The organism is Pedobacter sp., assembly GCF_031119335.1.
Taxonomy (GTDB): domain Bacteria; phylum Bacteroidota; class Bacteroidia; order Sphingobacteriales; family Sphingobacteriaceae; genus Pedobacter.
In genome coordinates, this window is record NZ_JAVHXT010000003.1 from 364,615 (window position 1) to 390,112 (window position 25,498).

Annotated in this window: 22 protein-coding genes; 10 read left to right on the forward strand and 12 right to left on the reverse strand. The window is 36.4% G+C overall.

All coding sequences use genetic code 11. From position 1 onward, the window contains the following. Positions 1-30: 30 nt before the first annotated feature. The 4 genes from REI64_RS05465 to REI64_RS05480 all read left to right on the forward strand — a co-directional run bounded on the left by REI64_RS05465 (position 31) and on the right by REI64_RS05480 (position 5,541). The gene (locus REI64_RS05465) at positions 31-813 is read left to right on the forward strand and encodes a LytTR family DNA-binding domain-containing protein (protein WP_308849095.1); all 783 of its coding nucleotides are present in this window, start codon (positions 31-33) and stop codon (positions 811-813) included. Next, a complete protein-coding gene (locus REI64_RS05470; RefSeq protein ID WP_308849096.1) occupies positions 803-3,733 on the forward strand; it encodes a two-component regulator propeller domain-containing protein in 2,931 nt (976 codons plus the stop codon). Before REI64_RS05465 ends, REI64_RS05470 begins: the two co-directional genes overlap by 11 nt. Positions 3,734-4,158: 425 nt before the next feature. Then, the gene (locus REI64_RS05475) at positions 4,159-4,353 is read left to right on the forward strand and encodes a hypothetical protein (protein WP_308849097.1); all 195 of its coding nucleotides are present in this window, start codon (positions 4,159-4,161) and stop codon (positions 4,351-4,353) included. A 69-nt stretch (positions 4,354-4,422) separates the two neighbouring features. Beyond that, on the forward strand, positions 4,423-5,541 hold the full coding sequence (locus REI64_RS05480; protein ID WP_308849098.1) for a GNAT family N-acetyltransferase: 1,119 nt from the start codon (positions 4,423-4,425) through the stop codon (positions 5,539-5,541). A 109-nt stretch (positions 5,542-5,650) separates the two neighbouring features. On the opposite strand, the gene REI64_RS05485 is transcribed toward REI64_RS05480, so the two are convergent. The 6 genes from REI64_RS05485 to REI64_RS05510 form a co-directional block, all read right to left on the reverse strand. Continuing rightward, on the reverse strand, positions 5,651-5,998 hold the full coding sequence (locus REI64_RS05485; protein WP_308849099.1) for a helix-turn-helix transcriptional regulator: 348 nt from the start codon (positions 5,996-5,998) through the stop codon (positions 5,651-5,653). Between the two features lie 7 nt (positions 5,999-6,005). Beyond that, a complete protein-coding gene (gene murC, locus REI64_RS05490; protein ID WP_308849100.1) occupies positions 6,006-7,361 on the reverse strand; it encodes a Mur ligase family protein in 1,356 nt (451 codons plus the stop codon). An 83-nt stretch (positions 7,362-7,444) separates the two neighbouring features. Further along, positions 7,445-8,281, reverse strand: coding sequence for a 50S ribosomal protein L11 methyltransferase (prmA, locus tag REI64_RS05495; protein ID WP_308849101.1), 837 nt, complete (start codon positions 8,279-8,281; stop codon positions 7,445-7,447). Positions 8,282-8,545: 264 nt separating this feature from the next. Continuing rightward, the gene (gene tpiA / locus REI64_RS05500; protein WP_308849102.1) at positions 8,546-9,307 is read right to left on the reverse strand and encodes a triose-phosphate isomerase; all 762 of its coding nucleotides are present in this window, start codon (positions 9,305-9,307) and stop codon (positions 8,546-8,548) included. A 99-nt stretch (positions 9,308-9,406) separates the two neighbouring features. Next, positions 9,407-10,573, reverse strand: a complete 1,167-nt coding sequence (locus REI64_RS05505; RefSeq protein ID WP_308849103.1) for a putative sugar nucleotidyl transferase — start codon at positions 10,571-10,573, stop codon at positions 9,407-9,409. Between the two features lie 71 nt (positions 10,574-10,644). Next, positions 10,645-10,893, reverse strand: a complete 249-nt coding sequence (locus tag REI64_RS05510; RefSeq protein ID WP_097127424.1) for a type B 50S ribosomal protein L31 — start codon at positions 10,891-10,893, stop codon at positions 10,645-10,647. 330 nt (positions 10,894-11,223) lie between these two features. Here REI64_RS05510 and REI64_RS05515 point away from each other — a divergent pair, with 330 nt between their 5' ends. After that, complete coding sequence (locus REI64_RS05515) at positions 11,224-12,471, forward strand: sodium:proton antiporter (RefSeq protein ID WP_308849104.1); 1,248 nt, start codon at positions 11,224-11,226, stop codon at positions 12,469-12,471. A gap of 70 nt (positions 12,472-12,541) precedes the next feature. On the opposite strand, the gene REI64_RS05520 is transcribed toward REI64_RS05515, so the two are convergent. After that, positions 12,542-12,817, reverse strand: coding sequence for a hypothetical protein (locus REI64_RS05520; RefSeq protein ID WP_308849105.1), 276 nt, complete (start codon positions 12,815-12,817; stop codon positions 12,542-12,544). A gap of 2 nt (positions 12,818-12,819) precedes the next feature. Continuing rightward, on the reverse strand, positions 12,820-13,221 hold the full coding sequence (mce, locus tag REI64_RS05525) for a methylmalonyl-CoA epimerase (RefSeq protein ID WP_308849106.1): 402 nt from the start codon (positions 13,219-13,221) through the stop codon (positions 12,820-12,822). A 153-nt stretch (positions 13,222-13,374) separates the two neighbouring features. Between mce and REI64_RS05530 the strand changes: the two genes are divergently transcribed. The 3 genes from REI64_RS05530 (at position 13,375) to REI64_RS05540 (ending at position 15,542) form a co-directional block, all read left to right on the forward strand. Next, the gene (locus REI64_RS05530; RefSeq protein WP_308849107.1) at positions 13,375-14,586 is read left to right on the forward strand and encodes an IscS subfamily cysteine desulfurase; all 1,212 of its coding nucleotides are present in this window, start codon (positions 13,375-13,377) and stop codon (positions 14,584-14,586) included. A 123-nt stretch (positions 14,587-14,709) separates the two neighbouring features. Then, the gene (gene iscU, locus REI64_RS05535) at positions 14,710-15,123 is read left to right on the forward strand and encodes a Fe-S cluster assembly scaffold IscU (RefSeq protein ID WP_097127405.1); all 414 of its coding nucleotides are present in this window, start codon (positions 14,710-14,712) and stop codon (positions 15,121-15,123) included. A 92-nt stretch (positions 15,124-15,215) separates the two neighbouring features. Next, on the forward strand, positions 15,216-15,542 hold the full coding sequence (locus tag REI64_RS05540) for an iron-sulfur cluster assembly accessory protein (RefSeq protein WP_308849108.1): 327 nt from the start codon (positions 15,216-15,218) through the stop codon (positions 15,540-15,542). A gap of 56 nt (positions 15,543-15,598) precedes the next feature. Here the strand turns inward: REI64_RS05540 and REI64_RS05545 are convergent, their stop codons facing one another. Beyond that, positions 15,599-16,300 (reverse strand): hypothetical protein, encoded by a 702-nt coding sequence (locus REI64_RS05545; RefSeq protein WP_308849109.1) that lies wholly within the window; start codon positions 16,298-16,300, stop codon positions 15,599-15,601. A 271-nt stretch (positions 16,301-16,571) separates the two neighbouring features. Here REI64_RS05545 and REI64_RS05550 point away from each other — a divergent pair, with 271 nt between their 5' ends. Further along, a complete protein-coding gene (locus REI64_RS05550) occupies positions 16,572-18,482 on the forward strand; it encodes a long-chain fatty acid--CoA ligase (protein ID WP_308849110.1) in 1,911 nt (636 codons plus the stop codon). Between the two features lie 193 nt (positions 18,483-18,675). Here REI64_RS05550 and REI64_RS05555 read toward each other — a convergent pair whose 3' ends face one another. Beyond that, the gene (locus REI64_RS05555; RefSeq protein WP_308849111.1) at positions 18,676-19,059 is read right to left on the reverse strand and encodes a hypothetical protein; all 384 of its coding nucleotides are present in this window, start codon (positions 19,057-19,059) and stop codon (positions 18,676-18,678) included. Positions 19,060-19,463: 404 nt separating this feature from the next. Here REI64_RS05555 and REI64_RS05560 point away from each other — a divergent pair, with 404 nt between their 5' ends. Further along, positions 19,464-20,645, forward strand: coding sequence for an AIR synthase related protein (locus tag REI64_RS05560; RefSeq protein ID WP_308849112.1), 1,182 nt, complete (start codon positions 19,464-19,466; stop codon positions 20,643-20,645). A gap of 168 nt (positions 20,646-20,813) precedes the next feature. Here the strand turns inward: REI64_RS05560 and REI64_RS05565 are convergent, their stop codons facing one another. Together REI64_RS05565 and REI64_RS05570 are read right to left on the reverse strand one after the other, a co-directional pair. Then, positions 20,814-21,671, reverse strand: a complete 858-nt coding sequence (locus REI64_RS05565) for a dienelactone hydrolase family protein (RefSeq protein WP_308849113.1) — start codon at positions 21,669-21,671, stop codon at positions 20,814-20,816. Between the two features lie 90 nt (positions 21,672-21,761). Further along, positions 21,762-25,142: a TonB-dependent receptor domain-containing protein gene (locus tag REI64_RS05570; protein ID WP_308849114.1), complete on the reverse strand. Its 3,381-nt coding sequence runs from the start codon at positions 25,140-25,142 to the stop codon at positions 21,762-21,764. Positions 25,143-25,498 lie beyond the last annotated feature (356 nt).

Consider the following 25,498-nt stretch of genomic DNA (forward strand, 5'->3'; position numbering starts at 1 on the left):
TATTTTTAATAAATTGAGCCAAACTAAAACATGGCAGCACTAAACACCATTATTGTTGATGATGAGGAATTTGCACGTTCTTCATTATATTTTTTACTGCAGGAAAACTGTCCTGATGTAAACATTTGTGGTATAGCAAAGTCTGTAAGCGAAGCAAGATCCTTACTACAAAGTCACGATATTGATCTGATTTTCTTGGATATTGCGATGCCCGGAGAAAATGGATTTTCGTTAATTCCACAGGCACAAGAAGCTAACTCCACTGTAATTTTTACAACTGCTTACGATCAATATGCACTAAAAGCAATTAAAGCAAATGCACTAGACTACTTGCTAAAACCCATAGATATTGATGAATTAATTGCTGCCGTAGAAAAAGCGGTAAAGCACCAGCAATTAAACAATGCCTTGACCAGAAACTTGAGCCTTAAAAACTTGGAGGAGGACTTGAAAGAGCAAAAAGGTGTAAATAGGATCACCTTACCTAGCGGGCAAGGTTATAGATTGGTTGATGTAGATGATATTATACACATTGAGGCAGATAGCAACTACTCTATCTTCCATTTAAAGAATGCCGAAAAGATCACGGTTTCTAAAGTACTTAAAGATTACGAAGAAATTTTGCCCGAAGAACGCTTCATGAGGATACATAAATCGAGCATTGTTAACTTAAAATATGTAAAGGAATACAACAATAAAAATGGACTGATGCTATCGCTTTCGAATGGAGAAAACATTATGGTTTCGAGACGAAGAGCTAGCGATTTTTTTGAAAAGATGAAAAACTACGGACAACTACAAAGTGAAAAATAGTTTATTCCTTATAGTAAGTTTTTATTTTTGGGTGATTTTTTGCCAAGGGACAAGCTATGCCCAAAGCGTTTATCTACCTCACTACACTATAAAAGATGGCTTACCAAGTAACAACTGCTACTATACTTTACAAGATCAAAAAGGCTTTATCTGGATTGCTACAGATGCCGGAGTAAGTAGATTTGACGGTAGTGTTTTTGAAAATTTCTCGGTAGATGATGGTTTGCCCGACAATCAGATTTTGCAGCTAAGGCAAGATAGTAGGGGCAGAATTTGGTTTATGGCACTTAACGGTCAGCTAAGCTACTTTTTGGATGGTAAGGTACACAACGAAAAAAACAATCCATCTTTAAAGGAACTAAACTTTAACGGTGTAGTAGTGTCTTTTTTGGAAGACAGCAAAGGCAGATTATGGTTTGGCACCAATAATAATGTAATTGGTCTTTGGGACGGCGGCAAAACAACCAAGATTGTTTCAAACAGCATCACACACAAATATCAAAATGTGTTTATCTACGAAGACCAACAAAAAAATATCCGTGCAGTAAACAACTCTGCCAATTTTATTTTTTCAAACGGACATTTCATCATGTCTAAGAACAACATCTCACCCATTTCGTATAAAACAATTAACCAAACCGATAGCAATCTTTATTTTTTAAACCAACAAGGCCTAAACACTACACGTAACGGTACAACTAGGGAAATTTTGAAACTAGACCCAAAATTGTTAGGCTCTGATATTGGTTATATTTTACTTGGAGAGAAAAAATTATGGTTCACCAATCAGAATGGTGTTAAAGGAATAAATCTTGATGGCACTGGAGAAAAAAACTTTCTGAACGGTATCAGTGTCAACCAATCTGTACGTGACAATGAAGGAAATTTATGGTTTACAACAAAAAATGGCATCTATAAACTACCAAAAATCAAAGATCAGCTGTATACCTTTACCAAACAAAACGGACTAACCAATGCCACGATAAAAAGTATCGTTAAAGATAAAAATAACCGCTTGTGGATGGGAAGTACCAATGGAATTATCAACATTCTCGATTTAAAAAGTAAGAAGATTGAGCAGATCAAGCTTCCCAACCCTGGCAATTACAACCTTATCAAACAGTTGGTATCCGATAAAAAAAACAACCGGATATTTTTTGCTTCCGACTACGGTTTGGGCTCTGTAAACAGCAGTTATCCTAAGGCGGCCAATTTTAAATTTCTTCGAGAAGTTAACAATCACATGTTTGTGGTAAAAAACTTCACCATAGATAGCACATCTAAACTTACGCTTTCTTTGTCCTCTGGTGTAGTAATTATAAACGATCGGGATGAACTCGCCTTTTCCTCACTAAAATACAAGGAGCTCGAAGATTTCTTCAAAGACCGCTCCTACCGCGTATTTTACGACAAGGAACAAAATCTGTGGTTTTCTAACCTAAGCGGACTATCAGAATTTAACCACAATAAACTCAACAAGCATTACCAAAAATATCCAATATTAACCAAAAGGATAAACGATATACGCCAACTGGCGGATGGCAGCATGGCCATGGCAACCGACGGTTATGGCATCGTCATTTTAAGAGATGGAAAAATTACGCACATTCTTAATCACAAAAAGGGACTGAACAATAACATTATCAATAAACTTTTTGTACGTGGCCATTACCTATGGGCAATAAGCAATACGGGTATCAACAGAATTGCAATTAAAAATGGTGAAGTAAACATTAGCAATTTCGACGACGTAAGCGGCGTACTTTCTGATGATTTAAACGACCTATATATAGACAAAGACACTGCATATTTTGCTACCAACAATGGTTTGGTTTACTTCGCATACAATCAATCGTTGCAGCATAGCGAGCCACCTAAAATCTATATCAATTCTATTCTAAAAAATAAGACCACATTAGACCTAAATAAACGCAGTTTCAATTTAGCTCCTAACGAACAAAATTTAACAATCAATTACAGCGCTATTGACTTTAAAAACAGAAATATCACTTACCGGTACCGTTTAAAAAGTAATGGAAGTTGGATAGAAACCAAAAATCGTAAGTTAGAGTTATCCTCTTTAGAACCTGGAGAGTATATTTTTGAAATCAGTGCAAAAAGTCAAAATAGCGATTGGAGCGAGCCAGCCAAAGTTAAACTAAACCTAGAGAAACGCTTTTACCAAACTTGGTGGTTCATTGCAGCCGTTTTGGCTGTTGGCGGTTATCTCATTTATTTAATTGGCGTGAGCATCACCAAAAGACAAAAAAATAAAGAGCAAGAGCAGTTATTACTTAAAAACAAAATTCTAATGTTAGAACAACAAGCTTTACAAGCTATGATGAACCCCCATTTTGTTTTTAATGTAATGAATTCTATACAGCATTTTATCAACACAAAAAACACCAGCTCGGCCAATAAAGTACTTACTGGCTTTGCAAGACTTATCAGGACAAATCTAGAAATATGCACACAGAGCTACATTTCTTTGGAAGAGGAAATCAATTACCTCAATTTATATCTAAGCCTAGAGAAAAACCGCTTTGGAGAGAAATTTCAGTTCGAAATCAACATCGATACAGCAATAGATACAGATGAAACCCGTATTCCATCAATGCTTCTGCAACCATTTATCGAAAATGCAATTTGGCATGGCATTATGCCAAAAGAAGATGGTGGCAAGGTTACTATACAAATTGGTAAAAAAACTGACAATCTGCTTATTACCATTACCGACGACGGTATAGGTATAGACAACTCTTTGGCTAGCAAAAAAGATGGTCATCAAAGCAAGGGAATGATGTTAACCAAAGAACGCATCAACCTTTTGAATAGAATTGAAGCAAAAGCTATACATCTGGATATAAAACAGAACGGAAAATCGGGCACAACTGTATCCATTACAGTACCGTTTACGTAACAATCTACCGTTTACTCAAATATTTATACCATTCACTAAATAGGTACACCCATTCGTATTTTTTGTATTAAACTTGTTATAAGAAATTAAGCAAACATTATTTGTTTGTTCTGAGAACGTTCTTATAGGATTGACAAAAGATATTATTTTAACCTAACCTAAAAGTATATCTCAATTCAGGTTTCATTTGTGTGTTAAAAGCGTCCCGATTTTCATAATTAGGACGCTTTTTTATTTTAAAAACTACCTATCACACTGATTATCAGTAGCTGAAAAATTTTTAAAAAAAATTCTCCAAAACTGGTTTTTATCCTATTTTTGGCTTCATAAAAATAAACAAACACAGCTATTTTCTATTTTAAAAAAGATTTTTGTAACTTTAAGTAGCGCATTTAACTTTCGAACTATTAAACATTTTTTGTGTAATGAAAACACCGAAAAAACCTATCCAAAACAAGCCAGCTGGAAAGCCGAATTCTAAAAAAGAAGAAACGGATGAAGAATTAGATGACATCCAAGATGAAAGAAATGTAGATGAGGATGAAGATGTTTTAGACATGCCTCTGGATGATATTGACACGTTCGACAGTTATGACGACGACGATGATGATGACTATTAAACAGTAAATTCATAAAGATTACCACAAAAGCCTCCAAATTCCGAGGCTTTTGTTATTTTAGCCCTCCACATGAAAGCTATAGCAGTTAACAACACCAAAACAAGACAACAGTTTCTTAATATCGTTAATAAGTTATATCAAGGCGATAACGCTTATATCAGACCCTTAGACCAAGATGTAGAAAAAGTATTCGATGTTAATCAAAACCCGTTTTTTAAACACGGGCAATGTATTAGGTGGATTTTGGTTGATGATCGAAATAAAGTTATCGGCAGAATTGCAGCTTTCGTAAATGAGAAAAAAGCCTATGGCTATGAAGTCCCTACAGGCGGAATTGGTTTCTTTGAATGTACAAATGACCAAGCTGCTGCCAACTTCCTTTTTGATACAGCTAAGGACTGGTTAATAGGAAAAGGTATGCAGGCCGTAGAAGGACCAATCAACTTTGGAGAGAATGATAGCTTTTGGGGCTTATTGGTAGAGGGCTTTAACTCGGCTTCTTACGGTATGAATTATCATCTACCCTATTACCATAAATTATTTAGCGACTACGGCTTTAACACTGCTTACGAACAAATCACTAATATTATAGATTTAACCATCCCATTTCCGGCACGATTTACAAAAATTGCAAACTGGGTAGCGGCTAAACCAGGTTATTCTTTTGAATATTTCAAGAAGAATAAAGCTGAAAAATACATCAACGATTTGATGGAAATATACAATGATGGATGGCAAGATTTTGAAAATTTTGTTCCTATCAAAAAAGAAGTGCTACAAGAAAGCTTTAAGCAAATGGAAGTAATAATGGACGAGAAGTTAATTTGGTTTTCTTACATAGATGGGGAACCGGCTTCATTTATCGTACTTATACCAGATGCGAACCAAATGATAAAAGACCTAAATGGAAAGCTGGGTTTATGGCAAAAGCTGAAGTTTGCTTACAGGCGTTGGATTGGCGTAAATAGAATGAGAGCAGTGGTTATGGGGACCAAGCAGAAATTTCAAAAGCACGGCCTGGAATCTGCCTTATTTATTAAGTTAGGAGAACATGTACTGCCTAAAAATCAGTATAAAGAGCTTGAACTCTCTTGGGTGGGAGATTTTAATGATAAGATGTTGTCGTTACACGAAGCTACTGGTGCTAAGTTTGGGAAAAAACATTTGACGATGAGGAAGAGGTTTTAAGACAACTTTTTTATCGGCGGCGTCATTGCGAGGTACGAAGCAATCTCAAAGTGATAGTTGACTATACCTAATGTTGTAAGATTGCTTCGTACCTCGCAATGACGAAATATCAAAGCCCTAACTTATCGTATAAATCAATAACTTTCTTCTGTAATTTCATTACTTCCGCATCTTTATTAGAAAGTTGTTGCTTTAATTCAGAAATTTCTTCTACAATATCTTGAGAGATGGAGGTTGGAGCTTCTTTAGAAATAATAGCAGATATCGAAACTTCGAAATACTTCGCAATTTGTGCTAACCTAGATAGATTAATATCAGTTTGTCCATTTTCTATTTTAGATAATGCGGCCACAGAAATATTTAGCGCATTTGCTACTTCAGTTTGACCTTTTGCTTTTGCCAAACGCAGCTGTTTAATATTCGCCCCTATTTCCGATATCAATTTCTGATTTGCCAAATTAAGGTTATTTTGTTGTTAATCCAGTAGCCAATGTAGGCAAATCTAAGCCAGCATAAGTACCGGAGCTCATCATTAACAAATTAGTGCTTTGGTAGTTTAAACGCTTTAAATAAGCTTCCAATTGCTCTGCATTATCAAAATACAAAAGCTTTTCATCTTCAAAAGCATCCTTAATATCTCGTTCTGTAAGCGGTTGCATTTTCTTTTGCTCAAAGGTTTTGGCATCGATATAAACAATAGCCAAATCTGCATCGCTCATGGCACCTTTATATTCTTTTAAAAACTCTTTATTTAAGCTACTGAAGGTGTGTAGTTCCATAAAAGCTACCAACTTTCTATCCGTAAATTGAGATTTTACCGCGTGAATAGTCGCTTTTAGCTTAGATGGCGAATGTGCAAAATCTTTGTAAACATTGGTTTGATTTACAGCGCTAATCAATTCCAATCTTTTAGCAGCACCAGCAAAAGAACCAATGGCAGCATTAAAACCTTCCTCATTAATTCCTAACTGAGCACAAACTTGTTTAGCTGCATTCAGGTTCATCAAATTATGGTCGCCAAACACATTTAGAGCAGTATGCTGAGGCAACAAATAAGTAATACCGTCCTCAACTTCATGGGCAGGTATTCCATAAGGTATTTTAACCACATTCGCAGTCGATTGCTCAACGGTTTTCTTTAACTCCTCATCTAACTCACAATAAATCAGCTTTCCATTTGGTGTGATAGTGTCTATAAACTTCGAAAACTGCTCCACATAATCTGCAAAGGTTGGAAAAACGTTGATATGGTCCCAAGCTATACCGCTAATTACAGCAATATTGGCATGATATAAATGGAATTTCGGTCTTCTATCAATCGGTGATGCCAGATATTCATCTCCTTCTATGACCATAATTGGTGCGGTATCGGTAATTTTTACCATGGTATCGAAACCAGCCAATTGCGCACCCACCAAATAATCGAACTCCTTTTGGTGATAATTCAGCACATGCAAAATCATCGAAGTAATGGTTGTTTTACCATGACTGCCGCCAATTACCACTCTGATTTTATCTTTAGACTGTTCGTAGATATAGGCAGGGTAAGAATAAATTTTCAGCCCCAACTCTTGCGCTTTTAATAACTCAGGATTATCAACTCGGGCATGCATCCCCAAAATAATGGCATCGATATCTGGAGTGATACGGCTTTCGTCCCAGCCCATTTCGGCAGGTAGTAAGCCATATTTATCCAATCGGCTTTTTGATGGCTCGTAAACTACATCGTCAGAACCTGTGACTGCAAAACCTTTTTTATGTAAAGCAATGGCCAAATTGTGCATTGCCGCACCACCGATGGCTATTAAGTGAATTTTCATATATGTTTAAAATTGGAAAGTTGAAATGTTGTAAAGTTTTGACACACCTAACAACATTTCAACTTTATAACATTTCAACTTTTCTAACTCTTAACAAACTTCGCCGAAACCCAATTATCTATTTTCTTGCGGTTTTGATACGTCAAACCAAACTTTTCACAATGCGATTTGATGATATCCAAATCTGGAGTTTCATAAAAACCGCTAAAGTAAATTAAACCATCCTTTTTAAGTACTGAAACATAAGTTTCAATTTGGTCTAAAAGGATATTTCTATTGATATTGGCTAAAATAATATCAAAAGTTTGTTGAGGAATAGCTTCCTTACTTCCATGCAATGAAACCAAATTATCAATATGGTTTAGTTTTGCATTTTCGATGGCACTTTCATAGCAAACTTCATCATAATCTATTGCAACAATGTCCTTCGCTCCTCTTTTCGCCGCCAAAATACCAAGAATAGCTGTACCAGCTCCCATGTCTAATACAGTAGTTCCTGTAAAATCAGTCTCGAGAATGTATTGCATCATCATGGTAGTAGTTTGATGATGTCCGGTACCGAAAGACATTTTCGGGTCAATAACGATTTCGTACTGATATTGCGGCTGTGCTTCGTGAAAAGTAGCTCTTACATAGCAATCATCACTAATAATTAATGGACTGAAATTACTCTCCCATTCTTTATTCCAGTTCTCAGAGACAACTTCTTCTATCTGATACTTTGCATTTAAAGCTTCGTTTTCAGCCAAAATGGCTTGAAGTTTAGTTTCTTCGAACGAACTCTTTTGCACAAAAGCATCAAAGCCATTTGCGGTATCTTCGAAAGTTTCAAAATCAATATCAGCCAAGTCTGCAACTAGCAAATCTTTCTGATATTCTTCAATTTCGCCAAAGGCAAAACTTACTTTTAGGTAGTCCATATTTTAAAAACCATTAAGGCATATAAGCTCATACAGATTATAACGGCCTGCTGTTGACTTAAAATTTGAGTTTGGTGAGGACACCAAACTCTAGCTTGATACCATAGGCGGGTGTCCTCACCCGCCTGTATAATGTTAAAGTACTTTTCTTTACTACTTTCTTGTCAGTCTGAGCTTGTCGAAGACTTTATAAAAAATGTTTCGACAACTTTCAGGTGCTTCGACAAGCTCAACATGACAACATTGCACTAAAATTCTCTTGAACTAAGAATTTAATGCTTTAACAATATCCGTGAAATCACGAGATTTTAAAGAAGCTCCACCAATTAAACCGCCATCAATATCTGCTTGTGAGAACAAATCGGGAGCATTTTTAGCGTTGCAGCTTCCACCGTACAAAATTGTCGTATCATCGGCAACGTTCATTCCGTATTTTGCATCTACTTTAGAACGGATAAAAGCGTGGATATCTTGTGCTTGCTCTGGTGTAGCTGTTAAACCTGTACCAATAGCCCAAACAGGCTCATAAGCCAATACAACTTTCTCAAAATCTGCTTGATTTAAACCGAAAACACCTTCTTCCAATTGTTGTTCAATCACTTGGAAATAGCTTCCGTTGTTCCTCTCGTCTAAAGTTTCGCCGATACAGAAAATTGGAGTTAGGTTGTTTGCCAATGCAGTGACAGTCTTCTCAGCCAATAACTGGTTGCTTTCCGCAAAATATTGTCTACGCTCAGAGTGACCAATAATTACGTACTCTGCACCTGTAGATTTAATCATTTTAGCAGAAGTTTCGCCAGTGTAAGCACCACTTTCATTTTGGTGGCAGTTTTGTGCACCTATTTTAACTACGCCTGAAGATAGCTGAGCCAAACTATTTAAATGAATAGCAGGAGCACAAATTACAGCAATTTGTTCGCCCTTTTTCTCGTCTCTAACCATGTTCACAATTTCAGAAAACAATGATACTCCTTCATTGTAATCGTTATTCATTTTCCAGTTTCCTGCTACTATTTGTTTTCTCATTTCTATTTTGGTTTTTATGTTGGAATGTTATAAAGTTTGAAGGTGGAATGTTGGAGAAGAACCTTTAAACGTTTCAACCTTCCAACTTTTCAACCTTCGCTAAAAATGTCTGTATTGTTGTGTTACTTCAAAAATATGAGAGATAATTTCTTTCTCTGTCTCATCTAAAACTAAATCTCTGCGGTCGTAAACCAAAGCAGCAGTTTCCAGCATTTTATCTAAAGCATAAATATCGAAACCATGTGCACCGCCCCAAGCAAAATCTGGAATAAAATTACGAGGAAAACCCGCTCCAAAAATATTAGCGCTTACTCCGGCTACAGTACCCGTATTGAACATGGTGTTAATGGCACATTTGGCATGATCTGCCATAATTAAACCGCAGAACTGTAGGCCCGTTTTCCTGAAGTTCTCTTTTTCATAGTCCCACAAACGAACTTCTCCGTAGTTATTTTTAAGGTTCGAATTATTGCTATCGGCGCCAATGTTACACCACTGCCCCATAACCGAATTACCTAAATAACCTTCGTGCCCTTTTGACGAATAGCCCCAAATTACTGCGTTGTTAATCTCGCCGCCAACCCTACTAAAAGGACCAATAGTAGTTTTACCATAAATTTTCGCACCCATTTTCACCTGCGAATTATCACACAAGGCAAAAGAACCACGAATATGGCAACCTTCCCAAACCTGACTATTTTTACCCAAGTAAATTGGTCCTTGCAAAGTGTTGAAAGTTGAGCATTCGGCTACGGCACCTTCCTCTACAAAAATGTTATCACCTAAAATGGTATTTGTACCGCTTAATTTACCCGAAGTTTTTCCTTTGGTAAGCAAAGCAAAATCTTTTTGCAGCTCTACATCGTTGAAACCAAAAATCTGTTCTGGATAATCTATCTTCACAAAACTAGAGAGATATGCTACACGCTCTAAATTGCTTAAAGCGTCTTGATAATTGAAAAAATTAGCATGATAAGCGATAATTACATCCGCCGCATGTAAAACTTCGCCTTCTTTCAACCTGCTTACCGCTTCTACAAGCTCATTATCTGGACAAATAGAGCCATTTATGAAAAGAGTAGAGTTAGCAAGTGCATATTTCTTATTAAGGTAGTCTTGGGTAAGATAACCAAAATCTGTATCGAGGTGCTTTGCCCATTTTTCAGCAATGGTTAAAATTCCTATCCGTAAATCTGCTACAGGGCGTGTAAAAGTAAGGGGTCTTAGCGAAAACCAAGATTTATCATCAAAGAGGTTGATTGCCATAAGCAACAAAAATAAAAAAAGCCCACGATTTAAATCGTGGGCTTTGAAAAAAATATGTTTTTAAGCTAAAATTATTTTTTAGCGTAACGGTTTTTGAATTTATCGATACGACCCGCTGTATCTACCAACTTCATTTTACCAGTATAAAAAGGGTGTGAAGTGTGAGAAATCTCTAATTTGTAAAGAGGATACTCGTTACCATCTTCCCATTTAATTGTTTCTTTAGTTTCAACACAAGATTTAGTTAAGAAAGAATATTCGTTAGACATATCTTTAAAAACAACGAATCTGTAGCTTGATGGATGCAAATCTTTTTTCATCTTTATTTATTTAATTTTATTTTGAAACCTCAGCGCAAGCTTTGCAATTTGCTGGCAAACGATGCTGATGAGTATCTCTTATCTTTTTATTTCTAATTTTAGAGGTGCAAATATCATGATAATTTTTGACATCTACAATAACACAAAAAAGATATTTTCAAATATTCGCTAACAAACATTCAAATATCTTTTACATTTTCAGAAGTTTTGAAGTTGACTCCCCATTTTCTAGAGCTATACAAAAGCCTTTATCCCTTCAAAGCTTGCAAAAAAGGGCTTTTTTCAATACCTTGCGAACTTACCTATTTCAAAAATCCTTAAATTTTATTCATGGAGTTATACTATTCTTTTTCCGTTCTCATCGTTCTTGCATCTTTTTTTTCGTACATTAACCTTAGGTATTTAAGGCTACCTTCTACCATCGGCATTATGATTATTGCCATGATATCGTCTATCATTTTGGTAATTACTGGACATTTATTCCCTGACACTTTCACGCATTTTTCTACCTTGCTACGGGATGTAGATTTTACGGAAGTTCTAATGGGCGCCATGCTAAACTTCCTCCTCTTTGCTGGAGCAATCCATATCAACCTTAAAGATTTGAGAGAACAACGGGGACCAATAGTGATATTCTCTACTGTAAGCGTAGTCATTTCTACCTTTGTAGTTGGCGGCATTGTTTTTTATGTTGCTCCGTTACTTGGCTTAGAGATGCCCTTTCTTTACTGTTTGTTATTTGGCGCTCTAATTTCTCCAACCGACCCAATTGCGGTAATGGGCGTATTAAAGGAAGCGAAAGTGAAGAAATCACTAGAAACTAAAGTTGCTGGCGAGTCACTTTTTAACGATGGTGTTGCGGTTGTAGTATTTGCAGTTATCCTGCAATTAACACAAAGAACTGACATGGACATTTCTTTCGGAAATATCTCTTGGCTACTAATTAAAGAAGCTGCTGGCGGTTTCATTGTTGGTGCATTATTAGGTTTAGGCGCATCAAACGCCATGCGCAAAATCGATGATTATAAAGTATCGGTGTTAATTACCTTATCTGTAGTAATGGGTGGATATTTAATTGCAAGAGCAATGCACATTTCAGGTCCGTTAACTATGGTTGCGGCAGGTATTGTGATTGGTAATTATGGCAAAAGAACGGCTATGTCGGCCACTACAAAAGATTATTTGAACAAGTTTTGGGAGCTGATTGATGAAATTTTGAATGCAATCCTATTCTTATTTATTGGTTTTGAATTATTGATTATCCCGAATATTACCAACTATTGGGTAATGGGCGGTCTTAGTATTTTAATTGTACTTTTCGCCAGATTTGTTTCGATTTACATTCCTGTTAAGGTAATTCCATTTAAGAAAAAATTTAGCAAAGGAACCATAAAAGTATTGGTTTGGGGAGGATTACGTGGAGGTGTTTCTATCGCTTTGGCACTATCAATTGATGAAGGGCCGCACAAGCCAGTAATTTTGGCTATTACTTACTTTATTGTGGTTTTCTCAATTATTGTACAGGGTTTGAGCGTTGGCAAAGTGGCCACAAGAGCACTTTCTAAAGAGGAAGAATAGTTTGTTTTGCCACAGATGCACAGATTTAACAATTAAATATTTGATTATTTGTGCATCTGTGGCTACTCTATCACTTCGAATACTTATTCCAAATCTCTAGTTTAGCTTTCTGCCTAGCAATATATGCATCAGCTATCACTTCTCCAGAGCTAGAATTTTCGGCGCTTTCCAATAGTTGCTTCAACTTATCTTGGTCTACATCGGCACGATAAAGAATTTGAACCAATTTAGAAAAATCATCTTCCACCAAATATTCAAAAGCCTTTACCAAAGCCTCTCGCAACTGGTTTTCAGCTATATCTTCTGGCAGTTCAAAATCTTTACCTACCATTTTTGCTAATGACATGCTCATCTAATTTCCTGACAAAGTTCAATTAATACCCCATTCGTCGTCTTCGGATGCACGAAGCAAATCAGCTTATTATCAGCACCTTTTTTGGGCTCTTCGTTTAACAGCACAAAACCTTCATTCCTCAACCTTTCCATTTCTGCATAAATATCATCCACATCAAAAGCAATATGATGTATACCCTCTCCCTTTTTAGCAATAAACTTAGCGATAGCACTATCATCAGCTGTGCTGGCCAGTAGTTCTATCTTATTTTCACCAGTTTTAAAAAAAGCTGTATCTACATTTTCACTCTCCACTCGTTCGGTTTTATAGCAGCTAACGCCCAATAATTGCTCGTACAAAGTCGAGGCTTTTTTCAAATCAGCCACCGCTATACCAATATGCTCTATCTTGTTCATAGATTTAAGGTTATCAGAATGTAAAAATGCAGGTTTTATCTATAGGTTCATAGCCATTATTTATAATTGTTCGCAAAGTTTTTTCGTATCTTTGTATTGTTAAAAGCTGAAAAGCGTTAAGCCCTCAGCTAAATTTTAAAAATTAAATATTAGATGGAACTTCCTATTTACTTAGATAATAACGCTACAACACCTCTAGACCCAAGAGTATTGGAAGCTATGTTGCCTTATTTCACTAACAAATTTGGTAATGCAGCTAGCCGTAACCACGCTTTTGGTTGGGTTGCTGAAGAAGGTGTAGACTATGCCCGCGAACAAGTTGCAAAATTGATTGGCTGTACAGAAAAAGAGATCATCTTTACTTCTGGCGCTACAGAGGCTGACAACTTGGCTATCAAAGGTGTTTTCGAAATGTATGCCGATAAAGGTAATCACATCATTACCGCTACTACAGAGCACAAAGCTGTGCTAGATACCTGCAAGCATTTAGAAAAACAAGGCGCAAAAGTTACTTATCTACAAGTAAAAGAAGATGGTTTAATTGATTTAGCTGAATTAGAAGCTGCAATGACACCAGAAACCATTTTGGTAACCATCATGTACGGAAATAACGAGATTGGTGTAATTCAACCAATTAAAGAAATTTCTGCTATTGCACACAAACACGGTGCTTTATTTTTTACTGATGCTACACAAGCAGTAGGTAAAATTCCTGTAGATGTAAACGCCGATGGAATTGACTTGATGGCTTTTAGTGCGCACAAAATGTACGGACCAAAAGGTGTTGGTGCTTTATATGTACGCAGAAAAAATCCAAGAGTTAAAGTAACTTCACAAATGGACGGCGGTGGTCATGAGCGTGGTATGCGTTCAGGAACATTAAACGTACCTGGTATTGTTGGTTTAGGTAAAGCTTGTGAACTTTGTCGTTTAGAAATGGACGAAGAAGCTAAACGTTTATCAGCTTTGCGTGATAAATTGGAAAGTGCTTTAACGGTATTGGAAGAAAGTTATGTAAATGGCAACGTACAACATCGTTTACCTCACGTAGCTAATATTTCTTTCAAATATGTTGAGGGTGAAGGTTTAATGATGGCCATGAAAGATTTAGCAGTTTCTTCAGGCTCTGCGTGTACTTCTGCTTCGTTAGAACCATCTTATGTGTTAAAATCTTTAGGTCTTTCTGATGATTTGGCACACTCTTCGATACGTTTTGGCTTAGGTAGATTTACTACCGAAGAAGAAGTTGATTATGCAATAGAAAATACCAAGAAGGCAGTTAACCATTTGAGAGATTTGTCTCCACTTTGGGAAATGTTTAAAGAAGGCATTGACTTGAGCAAAATTGAGTGGGCAGAACACTAAGGAGAGTTACGATTGTAGATTTACGAATTCCGATTTGAAATAGACAATCATTAAATAATTAAAGAATATAACTATTTACGGTGGCAGGCAATCTAAAATCGTAAATCTAAAATCTAAAATATTATGGCATATTCAGAAAAAGTAATTGACCACTATACCAACCCTAGAAACGTTGGCACTTTAAATAAAGACAATAAAAACGTAGGTACCGGTTTAGTAGGTGCTCCAGAGTGCGGCGACGTAATGCGTTTGCAAATTGAAGTTGATGATAACAACATGATTACCGATGCTAAATTCAAAACTTTTGGATGTGGTTCTGCAATCGCTTCATCATCTTTAGCTACAGAATGGTTAAAAGGTAAATCTATTGACGAGGCTTTGGCTATCGACAATATGGATTTAGTAGAAGAATTAGCTTTACCTCCTGTGAAAATCCACTGTTCGGTATTAGCTGAAGATGCTATCAAATCTGCAATTAACGATTACCGCGTTAAAAATGGAATGGAAGCATTAGAATTGCCTAAATCGCACCACTAATTAGAATTGAGTAATGCGTATTGAGTATTGAGAGATACTTCGACGATAAACTAATCGCAATACGCTATACTCACTACGCAATACTAAATATCATGATTACTATAACAGATAAAGCTAAAAGCAAAATAGATGAACTGATGCAGGACTCTGAAATGGGTTCTGATTACTTCTTACGTGTTTCGGTAAAAGGCGGTGGTTGTTCTGGTTTGTCTTATAACTTAGATTTCGATAACGAAGAGCAAAAAGGCGATCAGTTTTTCGAAGATCAAGGAATTAGAATTGCGTTGGACATGAAATCTTTCTTGTATCTAGCTGGTACTGAATTAGACTTCACTGACGGCTTGAATGGCAAAGGCTTTAACTTTGTAAATCCTAACGCTAGCCGTACTTGCGGTTGCGGAGAGAGTTTTTCTGTATAGCTTTTTAAAATTATTCTATAAAGGCACTGCTAATAGCAGTGCCTTCTTTATTTTCATCAATTAGAAACGAAAATTTTATTACCTGAACTGTCTATTTTATAGGTTCCAATTTTGTTTCCATTTCCATCTTCTACAATTTCATTACCAAAAAAATCTTTCTTAAACTTTCCAATCGTATTACCTTTTCCATCTTCTAGTATAGTGTCGCCAAAAATATCCTTCTTGCGTATCAACTGAACTTCGCCCTTCCCATTTTCGATAATCTGGTTACCAAAAATATCTTTCTTATATTTTGCGGTTACCTCTCCGCTACCATTTTCAACTACAGTATTTCCAAAAATATCCTTTCTATAGACTTCCTGTGTCCTCCCACTTCCATCTTCAACTATATCATTACCGAAAATATCTTTTCTAAACTTTTTAATTGTTCTTCCAGCGCCGTCTTCCACTATGGTATCACCGAAGATATCTTTTCTATATTTTGCTATCGTTCTACCATTGCCATCTTCGATAATTGTATTGCCAAAAATGTCTTTTCTTTGTTTAAGTTGTGTTCTTCCATTTCCATCTTCAATTATATCACTGCCAAAAATATCCTTTTTAAATTTAGCTATAGTCCTACCACTTCCATCTTCAACAACTGTATTTCCAAAAATATCTTTCTTGTAAATCCGCTGTCCTGTTTCCTTTTGATTTTTCAGCCAAACTCCCAATAGCAAATCTTGCGCAAAAAGCTGGTTAGTAAAAATAGTTAGCATGATAATTAAAGATAGGCGACCAAGCCTCGATACCTGCCTTTTAAAAAAGGAGAATATCCCTAGTTCATGAGTTTTCATAATTCAGTTTTTTATTTGTGTGTAACTAAAGCTAATCATTTTACCAATGAATTACTCATGCAGAACCTTTGTATCAATTATTTTATTAAATCACTATATCTCATTTTTTACCAACAATCATCATTTGATTTTGTATTATTAGTTACAATCTATTATCATTGTTAGCTAAAACATCACCAAACATAAATGTAACATGGTATCATTCAACGAATTTTCTACCGTACCTACGCTATTACGTAACGTTGTTAAAAATATACACCAACCAGAAGAAACCTTTTTAATCCATAAAAAAGGAGCTAACTGGGAAGAAATATCTTTTAAAGAAACGCTGGCAAAGGCTGATGCTGTTTCGGCTTTCTTTTTAGATAAGGGTATTGTAAAAGGCGATAGACTAGGTTTGATGATGGAAAATTCGCCAGAATATGTTTATTACGACCAAGGTATACAGCAGATTGGTGTCATCAATGTATCTATCTATCCTACCCTTTCTGAGCAAGAAGTAGCCTACATTATTAACGACTCTGGCATTAAAGCTATTTTGGTAGGCAATCCATTTTTATTTAAAAAAGTATTAAAAGTAGCTGATAACTGTCAAGAACTTAAATATATCATTCCAGCCTTTGCTGATTTTGGAAAAATCGCAATCCCAGAAGGTTTAAACATTGAAGTGATTGACTACAATGCCATTCTGAACAGGCCTGTATCTGCAGAAGAAACCGCTGAAATTGATAAGAGAAGAACCGAAGTTTTACCGCAGGATGTTTCCTCTTTAATTTATACCTCGGGGACTACAGGAACGCCGAAAGGTGTAATGCTTACCCATTATAACTTCGTGAAAAACGTGGAAGTTTGTTTACAGCAAATACCAGTAATTGACGAAACAGAAACGTTCTTATCATTTTTACCGTTATCACACGTTTTTGAACGTACCGCAACTTATCACGTATGTTGTGCACAGGGCTGTAAAATTGCATTTGCACAGAGTTTAGAGCTTTTAGCTAAAAACATGGGTGAAGTGAGACCTACGGTAATGTCTTGTGTCCCTCGTTTATTGGAACGTATCCATGATAAAGCCATTAAATCTGGTACGGCAGCAGGCGGAATGAAAGCTAAAATTTTCACTTGGGCTTTAGAAGTCGGAAACAACTATAGGGTTAAGAAAGAAGCAGGTAAAAACCCAGGATTGATTTTAGGAGCAAAAAAAGGTATTGCAGAGAAATTGGTTTTCAGCAAAATTAAAGAAAAAACTGGTGGACGTCTAAAATTTATGATTTCTGGCGGAGCAGCCCTACCTAAAAACGTAGGTGAGTTCTTTGGTGATTTGGGCATTAAAATATTGGAAGGATTTGGCTTAACGGAAACTTCTCCAGTAATGTCGGTTACAGAATACCACAGGCAAGTTTATGGCACTGTTGGTAGAGTTATCCCAGGCATTGAAATTGGTATTCAAAACGTAGATACGAAGCAGACTATCAACATTCAAACTCACGATACCTTTAATGAGAATTTTGAGTGCGAAGAAGGTGAAATTATTGTTCGTGGTCATTGTGTGATGAAAGGATATTTTAATAAACCAGCCGAAACTGCAGAAGCTATTGATAAAGATAAATGGTTCCACACGGGAGATATTGGTCGTTTTTACAAAGGCAACCTACAAATTACCGATAGGTTGAAAAACATGATTGTGAATGCTTATGGCAAGAATGTTTATCCAACGCCAGTAGAGAACATTTACTTGAAAAGCCCTAAGATTGACCAATTGTTTTTAATTGGCGACAAGAAGGAATACATCACGGCAATTATCATCCCTAATAAAGAAACTTTGCAGGAAACCTTTAATCTAAAAGAGGAGTTTTTCCAACGTGAAGGTGATTTTATTGAAGAGAAAGAAATTAATGATTGGATTGGTCAGGATATTAAAAAGATTTCTAACGAACTAGCCAAATTTGAGCGCATTAAGCATTTTATTGTAAAACGTAATCCATTTAGCATTGATGAAGGCGAGATTACCCCTACGCTAAAGGTGAAACGCAGAGTGGTAGAGAAGAAATATGCTCCTGCAATTGCGGAGATGTATGCGAAGGATAGTGCGGAAGCGGAGTAGTTAAGATGGTTGGTGATAACACCAACCAAAGGAAAAATGATCTTTGTTGTTCGACATTTGCAATGTCGAACCCCTATCATGGAATTTTTAATTCCATTTATTTTATTGCTTATAAAGTCTTATTTATTCGGATCATAGATTCTATGCTAAGGCTTCGGAGTACAGACTCCGAAGAGAGATATAAAAAGTATAACTAAAGAACAAATGTTAATGAAATATCTTCACTTCTACTTGTTTTATAGGCAATTCTGCCAATTTCGTTCAAAGATATTACTTTGGACACCGCTAAACTCATTTCGTTTTCAATTTTTCCAGACACAACTTTCAAATTCAAAGTTTGCACCTCGCCCTTATTAAATTCCACTTCCATTATATGAGTGTTTTTGATATTGTTTTGCGTTTCGATATTAGTTCCCGAAAGCTGCAAAACTAAAGGGGATGCTGTTAAATACAAACCTGGTTCGGCAATGATATACAACTTTACTTTTTCTTTAACTTCCTCAGTTTTTTCTTTTTCACATGAAATTGTTATTGAAAGTAGAAACAAGGCCAAAAGAACTAATTTAGATAGTTTCATAAGTTTTTTCAGTAAAAATATAAATTTTCATTGTTCGGTCAACCCTTGCTGTTCGACATTTGTAATGTCGAACCCCTATCTTGGAATTTTTAATTCCATTTAGTATTACCAAAAACTATAGCTCGGATTAAAAATCCTATGATAGACTTCGGAATTACAAATTCCAAAGAGCGATATTTCCTTCGTTATACTGCAGTCGAAATGACGGTTCTTACTGCTTAGTACAAGCTTTTGTTAACTAAACGGGATAGCAGCGGATACCGATTTTTCATCGGTAGAAGCGTAAAGCCCGACTAACGATAAAAAGCACTACGAAAACTGCTTTTCAAATTAAATTCAAACTACTATTTCTTTGCGCTTTCAGCTTTATGCTTTCGGCGTAAAAACCTATCTTTGCAGCAATTATGAGCGACAATAGGTACAACCAACGTGGCGTGTCTGCATCTAAAGAAGATGTACATGCAGCCATTAAAAACATCGACAAAGGAATTTTCCCAAAAGCATTCTGCAAAATCATTCCAGATATTTTGGGTAACGATCCAGATTTTTGCAATATCATGCATGCCGATGGCGCTGGTACCAAGTCTTCATTAGCTTATACTTATTGGAAAGAAACTGGCGATTTATCGGTTTGGAAAGGCATTGCGCAAGATGCCATCATCATGAACATCGACGATTTAATTTGCGTTGGTGCTACCGATCAAATCTTGCTGTCTTCTACCATTGGACGTAATAAAAACCTAATTCCTGGCGAAGTAATTGCAGCCATTATTAACGGAACCGAAGAAATTTTGGCTGAATTAAGAGAATTAGGTATTTCTATTTATTCAACAGGTGGCGAAACTGCAGATGTTGGCGATTTGGTACGCACTATTATCGTTGATAGTACTGTGACCTGCCGCATGAAACGTGACGAGGTAATTAGTAACGACAACATCAAAGCTGGCAACGTTGTAGTAGGCTTAGCCTCTTATGGAAAAGCTAGCTACGAAAAAGAATATAACGGTGGTATGGGATCCAATGGCTTAACTTCTGCTCGTCACGATGTTTTCGAAAAAACGGTGGCAAATAAATATCCAGAAAGTTTTGATCCAGGTGTTCCTTTTGACTTAGTATTTTCTGGTGGTAAGCAATTGACAGATTTAGTACAAATCAATGAAAATGAGAGTGTAACTGCGGGAAAATTGGTATTGTCGCCAACACGTACTTATGCGCCGGTAATTAAGCAAATACTTGATAAATACCGTAGCCAAATTGATGGCATTGTACATTGCAGCGGTGGTGCGCAAACTAAAGTATTACACTTCGTAAATGAAGATGTACACGTAATCAAAGACAATTTATTCTCAATTCCTCCCCTATTTAAACTGATACAAGAGCAGTCGGGTACTGATTGGAAAGAAATGTACAAGGTTTTTAACATGGGCCACCGTATGGAACTTTATGTGCCTGCAGAAATTGCGGAAGATATTATTTCCATTTCAAAAAGCTTTAATATCGATGCGCAGATTATTGGTCGCGTTGAAGCTAGCGAGCAAAAACAGGTTACAATAAAGAGTGAGTTTGGAGAGTTTGTTTATAACTAACGAACCCATAAAGATTGCTTCGTCGTTTCTCTTCTAGCAATGACGAAGATAGGAACGTCATCTCGACCGTAGCGGAGAGATCATTGAATATTTAATATTTGTAAATCCAAAGATTTCTCTCCCGTAGTTACGGGACTACGCTTCAGTCGAAATGACGAGAAGCATAGTTTACACCAACTTCTTCTTAAACAAATCTATAGTACGTTTCCAAGCTAGTTTAGCAGCCGCTTCATTATAACGAGTTGGCGCTGTATCGTTATTAAAAGCGTGGTTTACACCTTCGTAAACATAGAGTTGATAATCAATTTCATTTGCTTTTAATGCATCCTCATAAGCTGGAATACCTGCATTGATGCGTTCATCTAAACCTCCGTAATGTAGCAATAAACTTGCTTTAATCTTAGGAACATCTTCCGCTTTAGCTTGTGAACCGTAATAAGCCACTGCAGCATTTAACAACGGGTCGGCAACCGCCAGTTTATTTGCCATTGCACCGCCCCAACAAAAACCTACAACACCAGTTTTTCCATTGCCTAGCGGATGTGCCCTTAAAAAATCTAGCGCTTTTAAATAGTTCTGCAAGTTTTTCTCCGCATCTAGCTTACCAATCATTTCCCTGCCTTTGTTTTCATCTTCTGGCGTGCCGCCTATTGGAGACAATGCATCTACACCTAACGCCACAAAGCCAGCCAAAGCTACTCGTTTGGTTACATCTTTAATATGCGGTGTTAAACCTCTATTTTCGTGGATAACTACAACCGTACCCAGCTTCTTCTTGTTCCCTTTTGGCATTGCAAACAACCCTTGCATTTGTCCTTCGGCTCCCGGAAAAGTAATCTCTTCACTATGTACCTCATCATCTTTAACCGTAGCGGCAGAAGCATAATTGCTCTCTAAACTTGGCAAAATAGTTAAAGCTAAAGCAGTACTTCCAGTTAAGATAGCCAACTTCTTCATAAAGTCTTTACGACTAATTTGGCTATGTGTATAAGAATCGTACAGGTTAATAATTTTCTGATCCATCATTTTTGATTTATAGTTTTAACTAAGATAGCTATAAACAAAAAAATCCCCAAGCAATTGCTTGGGGATTTGAATTAATCTAAATATTAGATACTATTGAAAATTATAGCGTATACCGAATTGCATATAATAAGTAGCACCTATTGATTGATTAGGTCTATATGTAGACACTGGCAATTTTCCTTCTGCCAAAGCCATTCTAAATACAGGTTTTACAGTATTAGACACTAAATTTTGATTTTGCGGTTGCAAAATAGCTGAAGCATTTATTTGATCGAAACCACCCCAGTTTTTATTTAATAAATTACCGAAATTAAATATGTCTGCTGTAAACTGTACTGAATTTTTAGTATTCCCAACATTTCTAAACACTTCTTGTACAATCCTCAAATCGAATTGATTTCTCCAAGGCATAACTACACCATTACGCTCAGCATATTGGCCTTTACGCTTACTTAAATATTTGTCTTGATTAACAAACTGTAAGAAGGCCGCCTCTTGTTGAGCAGCTGTAAAAGTAACGCCGCCAGAAGCATATTGTTGGAACATACCAGCAATCTCGTTGTCATTAGGCACATAAATTAAATCATTAGACTGACCATCTCTGTTAAAGTCACTAGAATAAGTATAAGAGAAACGACCTTGTTGTGAACCTTCGTAGAAAACTGAAATAGATGTCGCTAAGTTTTTAAAGTATTCCTTCTTATATGACAATGATGCAATAAAACGATCTGGATTTAAATTGCCTGAATAACTTAAACTTGGCACGTTAGCTGAAAATGACGTTTGAGGAAGTGACCATAGGTTTTGAATTTGGTCACCAGCTTGATCTCCATAATTACGTTGATCAGTTTTAGTGTAAGCGATCATTGCTGATAACCCGTTAGAAAATTGTTTAGACAATTGAGCTGTAGCCATCCAATTATAACCACCTTTAACGTTCTCTATCTTAATAACATTAAAGCCCGCATTGTTTGTAGTACCAGGAGTTGTGGTAACTTGTCCAGCTTGTGTTAATGACACAATTTGACGAGCATAAACGTGATTTACTGAAGAGTTTGAAGTCGCCGAAGCATCATTAGGGAACATTGGTCTATTATCTCCATAACCGGTAATATTTAGAGCAGTTGGATTATTTAGATTTAAGTTTCTTCCAAATGCAACTCGTAAATCCTTAGTATAAATACCCTCTAAACTCGCAACTATACCTCCAGGTAACTTCGCGTCAATCGCTAAACTAGACTTCCAAGATTGAGGCATTTTCAAATTTTTATCCATGACACTTATACCTCCGGGAATTGAAGTACCTGCAGCACCTTTTGGAGTAGTTAAATTTGGCGCAATACTAGGATTGAAAAAAGGAGTATTATTACCAGAATAAGTCTGTGTAAATTGAAGCATACCTGCATCTCCAGATTGCGAAACCAACCAAACGTAAGGAATACGTCCAGTAAAGATACCTGTTCCACCTCTTAGCTGTAGGGTTCTATCGCCATTTAGGTTCCAATTAAAACCTAATCTTGGTGAGAATGAAATATTAGCTTCAGGCAATACACCTGTATCAACTTTTTCACCGTTTGCAAATGATAGTGCGGCAACCATCGGGTGCGTTTTAATCTCATCTACCATTGGGAAATTGGCATGTTCTAAGCGAATGCCTGCGGTTAATTTAAATCTATCAGAAACAGAAAACTCATCCTGTAAATAAGCTGAATATTGTCTAAAACTGAAGCTAGGATAAGCTTGAGAGCCATCAGCATTTAAAGAATAAGTAACGGAATACTGAGCTGGTCTTTGGTTAGTAATAAAATCATTCCAAGATCTAAAGGAGTAAAATCCTGTTCCAAAACGTTGAAACCCATTTTTAGTAGTACTGAACTCAGCTTGCACACCTAACAACAAGTTGTGCTTACCAAAGTTTGCACTTAACTCATCGCTATAGGTATAAGTTTTAACGTCACGCAAATTTCCATAAGTAAATGGCTCATAACCAAAAGTTGTCAAAATCATACCGATGTTAGACCCCGTCACGTTGCCATCAGAAATATCAACTAATGGGAAAGGAGCACTATCTGAACTTCTAGGATCATTTTGATTAGCGTACGCAAATCTCAAAGTATTTGAAAACTTGCTTCCAAACAGTGAATTTAACTCAGCAGTACCAGCATATAGATTTGCATCTTGATAATAATTGGCACTCGAGAAATTTAAAGCGGTAATGGCCGTTCTACTAGCTGCGTATGAATATGGACTAGCTACACCTGATCCAGTAGTAGATGCACTACCAAATAGTGGTGTTCTACTCTTTACCTGACTGTATCTAACGTTAAATTTATGGTTATTATTAATATTCCAATCTAAACGTGCAAATAGCTTATCATTATTGCTTTTAAATTTATAACCTTGGTATGAACCAGGATCGTAATCATAAGTATTTAACAAATAATTTTTAACCTCATCTAGAAATTGTGCGGTCGGTCTTGCTACTGTACTTGGTGTACCTGGCGCACCAAATACTTGACTCGGAGTTGAAGCAGTTCTTGTCGTTCCTGGTGCATCAGTCTTTTTGAATTCAGCATTCACGAAAAAGAACAATTTATCCTTAACTATCGGACCACCCAAACTAAATCCATAGTTTTTCTCATCTAATGCTTGGACACTTGTTCCTGGAATGGTATAGTCACCAATTTTTCTACCTTGATGATCCTGAGTACGCATGGTAAAAAATCCGCTGCCAAAAAAATTATTACTTCCTGATTTAGTAACAGCGTTTACCGAACCACCTGTAAAACCTGTTTGACGCACATCAAATGGAGTTACGTTGATTGAAATCTGTTCTAATGCATCAATTGAAATCGGTGAACCATTAGCAGGAATATTCTGACCGATACCAAATTGGTTATTGAAATTTGCACCATCTACCGAAAAATTATTTGAACGATAGTTACCACCACCAATGCTTGAGCCATTTGATTGTGGAGTTAATCTAGTAATATCATTAACACTTCTGCTAATTGTGGGCAAAGCTTGAATTTGTTGTGCAGAAACTACAGTATTTGCACCACTTTTTCTAGAGTTCATAATTGGATCTGCTCCAGAACCTACAATCGTCACTGTGTTCAGAGTTGAACTGTTGTCTTCTAAAGTAACGTTTAGCACGAATGCTTCACCAAGCTTGACGTAAACATCTTCAAGCTTTTTAGTTTTAAATCCCACAAAGCTAACTTCTACCGTATAAGGTCCTCCAACCCTCATGTTACCAATCGTGTAACGTCCGGCGCTATTAGTTATAACCGTGTAAACAGAACCAGTAGGCGTATGCACGGCCTTTATACTAGCTCCAGGAAGGGTCTCTTTCGAATCCCTAATTGTACCAACCATTGATGAGGTAGTTACCTGTGCGTTCACCGAACCCACAAAACCAACCACAACAAGAATAACCGATACGATTTTTAATAGTAAAGATTTTTTCATGCTCTTTGATAAATGAATTAATTGTGTTTTGTTAAGATATGTTAAAAATACCGCTGCAAATCTAGGTATTAATTTCATTACAGTTTCTATTCCAATGTTAAATTATTATTAACTATTTCAAAACTTATCAACACTTAACACACTTAAAATAAGCGAATAATATTACGGAACTATCAGCCACATACCAAATTATCAACCGCCAGCAAAAAGTTTTACAAAAATTTCAGCGCTTTAGCTATTTTATTGCAATTACGTTATTATGCAAACTATGGTTTAATCAACATTTTTTTTAATTTTGGCAGCAAATTATTACGTTAATTTCCCATTATAAAATAATATGAACTACGATTTAATTG

Bases quoted from the DNA above. Each gene is read 5' to 3' on its own strand.
- REI64_RS05550 (WP_308849110.1), top strand. From the start codon at position 16,572: ATGGTATCATTCAACGAATTTTCTACCGTACCTACGCTATTACGTAAC.
- REI64_RS05475 (WP_308849097.1), top strand. From the start codon at position 4,159: ATGAAAACACCGAAAAAACCTATCCAAAACAAGCCAGCTGGAAAGCCG.
- prmA (WP_308849101.1), bottom strand. From the start codon at position 8,281: ATGGACTACCTAAAAGTAAGTTTTGCCTTTGGCGAAATTGAAGAATAT.
- iscU (WP_097127405.1), top strand. From the start codon at position 14,710: ATGGCATATTCAGAAAAAGTAATTGACCACTATACCAACCCTAGAAAC.
- REI64_RS05540 (WP_308849108.1), top strand. From the start codon at position 15,216: ATGATTACTATAACAGATAAAGCTAAAAGCAAAATAGATGAACTGATG.
- REI64_RS05560 (WP_308849112.1), top strand. From the start codon at position 19,464: ATGAGCGACAATAGGTACAACCAACGTGGCGTGTCTGCATCTAAAGAA.
- REI64_RS05520 (WP_308849105.1), bottom strand. From the start codon at position 12,817: ATGTCATTAGCAAAAATGGTAGGTAAAGATTTTGAACTGCCAGAAGAT.
- REI64_RS05545 (WP_308849109.1), bottom strand. From the start codon at position 16,300: ATGCTAACTATTTTTACTAACCAGCTTTTTGCGCAAGATTTGCTATTG.
- REI64_RS05510 (WP_097127424.1), bottom strand. From the start codon at position 10,893: ATGAAAAAAGATTTGCATCCATCAAGCTACAGATTCGTTGTTTTTAAA.
- REI64_RS05480 (WP_308849098.1), top strand. From the start codon at position 4,423: ATGAAAGCTATAGCAGTTAACAACACCAAAACAAGACAACAGTTTCTT.
- REI64_RS05505 (WP_308849103.1), bottom strand. From the start codon at position 10,573: ATGGCAATCAACCTCTTTGATGATAAATCTTGGTTTTCGCTAAGACCC.
- REI64_RS05565 (WP_308849113.1), bottom strand. From the start codon at position 21,671: ATGATGGATCAGAAAATTATTAACCTGTACGATTCTTATACACATAGC.
- murC (WP_308849100.1), bottom strand. From the start codon at position 7,361: ATGAAAATTCACTTAATAGCCATCGGTGGTGCGGCAATGCACAATTTG.
- REI64_RS05555 (WP_308849111.1), bottom strand. From the start codon at position 19,059: ATGAAACTATCTAAATTAGTTCTTTTGGCCTTGTTTCTACTTTCAATA.
- REI64_RS05465 (WP_308849095.1), top strand. From the start codon at position 31: ATGGCAGCACTAAACACCATTATTGTTGATGATGAGGAATTTGCACGT.
- REI64_RS05515 (WP_308849104.1), top strand. From the start codon at position 11,224: ATGGAGTTATACTATTCTTTTTCCGTTCTCATCGTTCTTGCATCTTTT.
- REI64_RS05570 (WP_308849114.1), bottom strand. From the start codon at position 25,142: ATGAAAAAATCTTTACTATTAAAAATCGTATCGGTTATTCTTGTTGTG.
- mce (WP_308849106.1), bottom strand. From the start codon at position 13,221: ATGAACAAGATAGAGCATATTGGTATAGCGGTGGCTGATTTGAAAAAA.
- tpiA (WP_308849102.1), bottom strand. From the start codon at position 9,307: ATGAGAAAACAAATAGTAGCAGGAAACTGGAAAATGAATAACGATTAC.
- REI64_RS05530 (WP_308849107.1), top strand. From the start codon at position 13,375: ATGGAACTTCCTATTTACTTAGATAATAACGCTACAACACCTCTAGAC.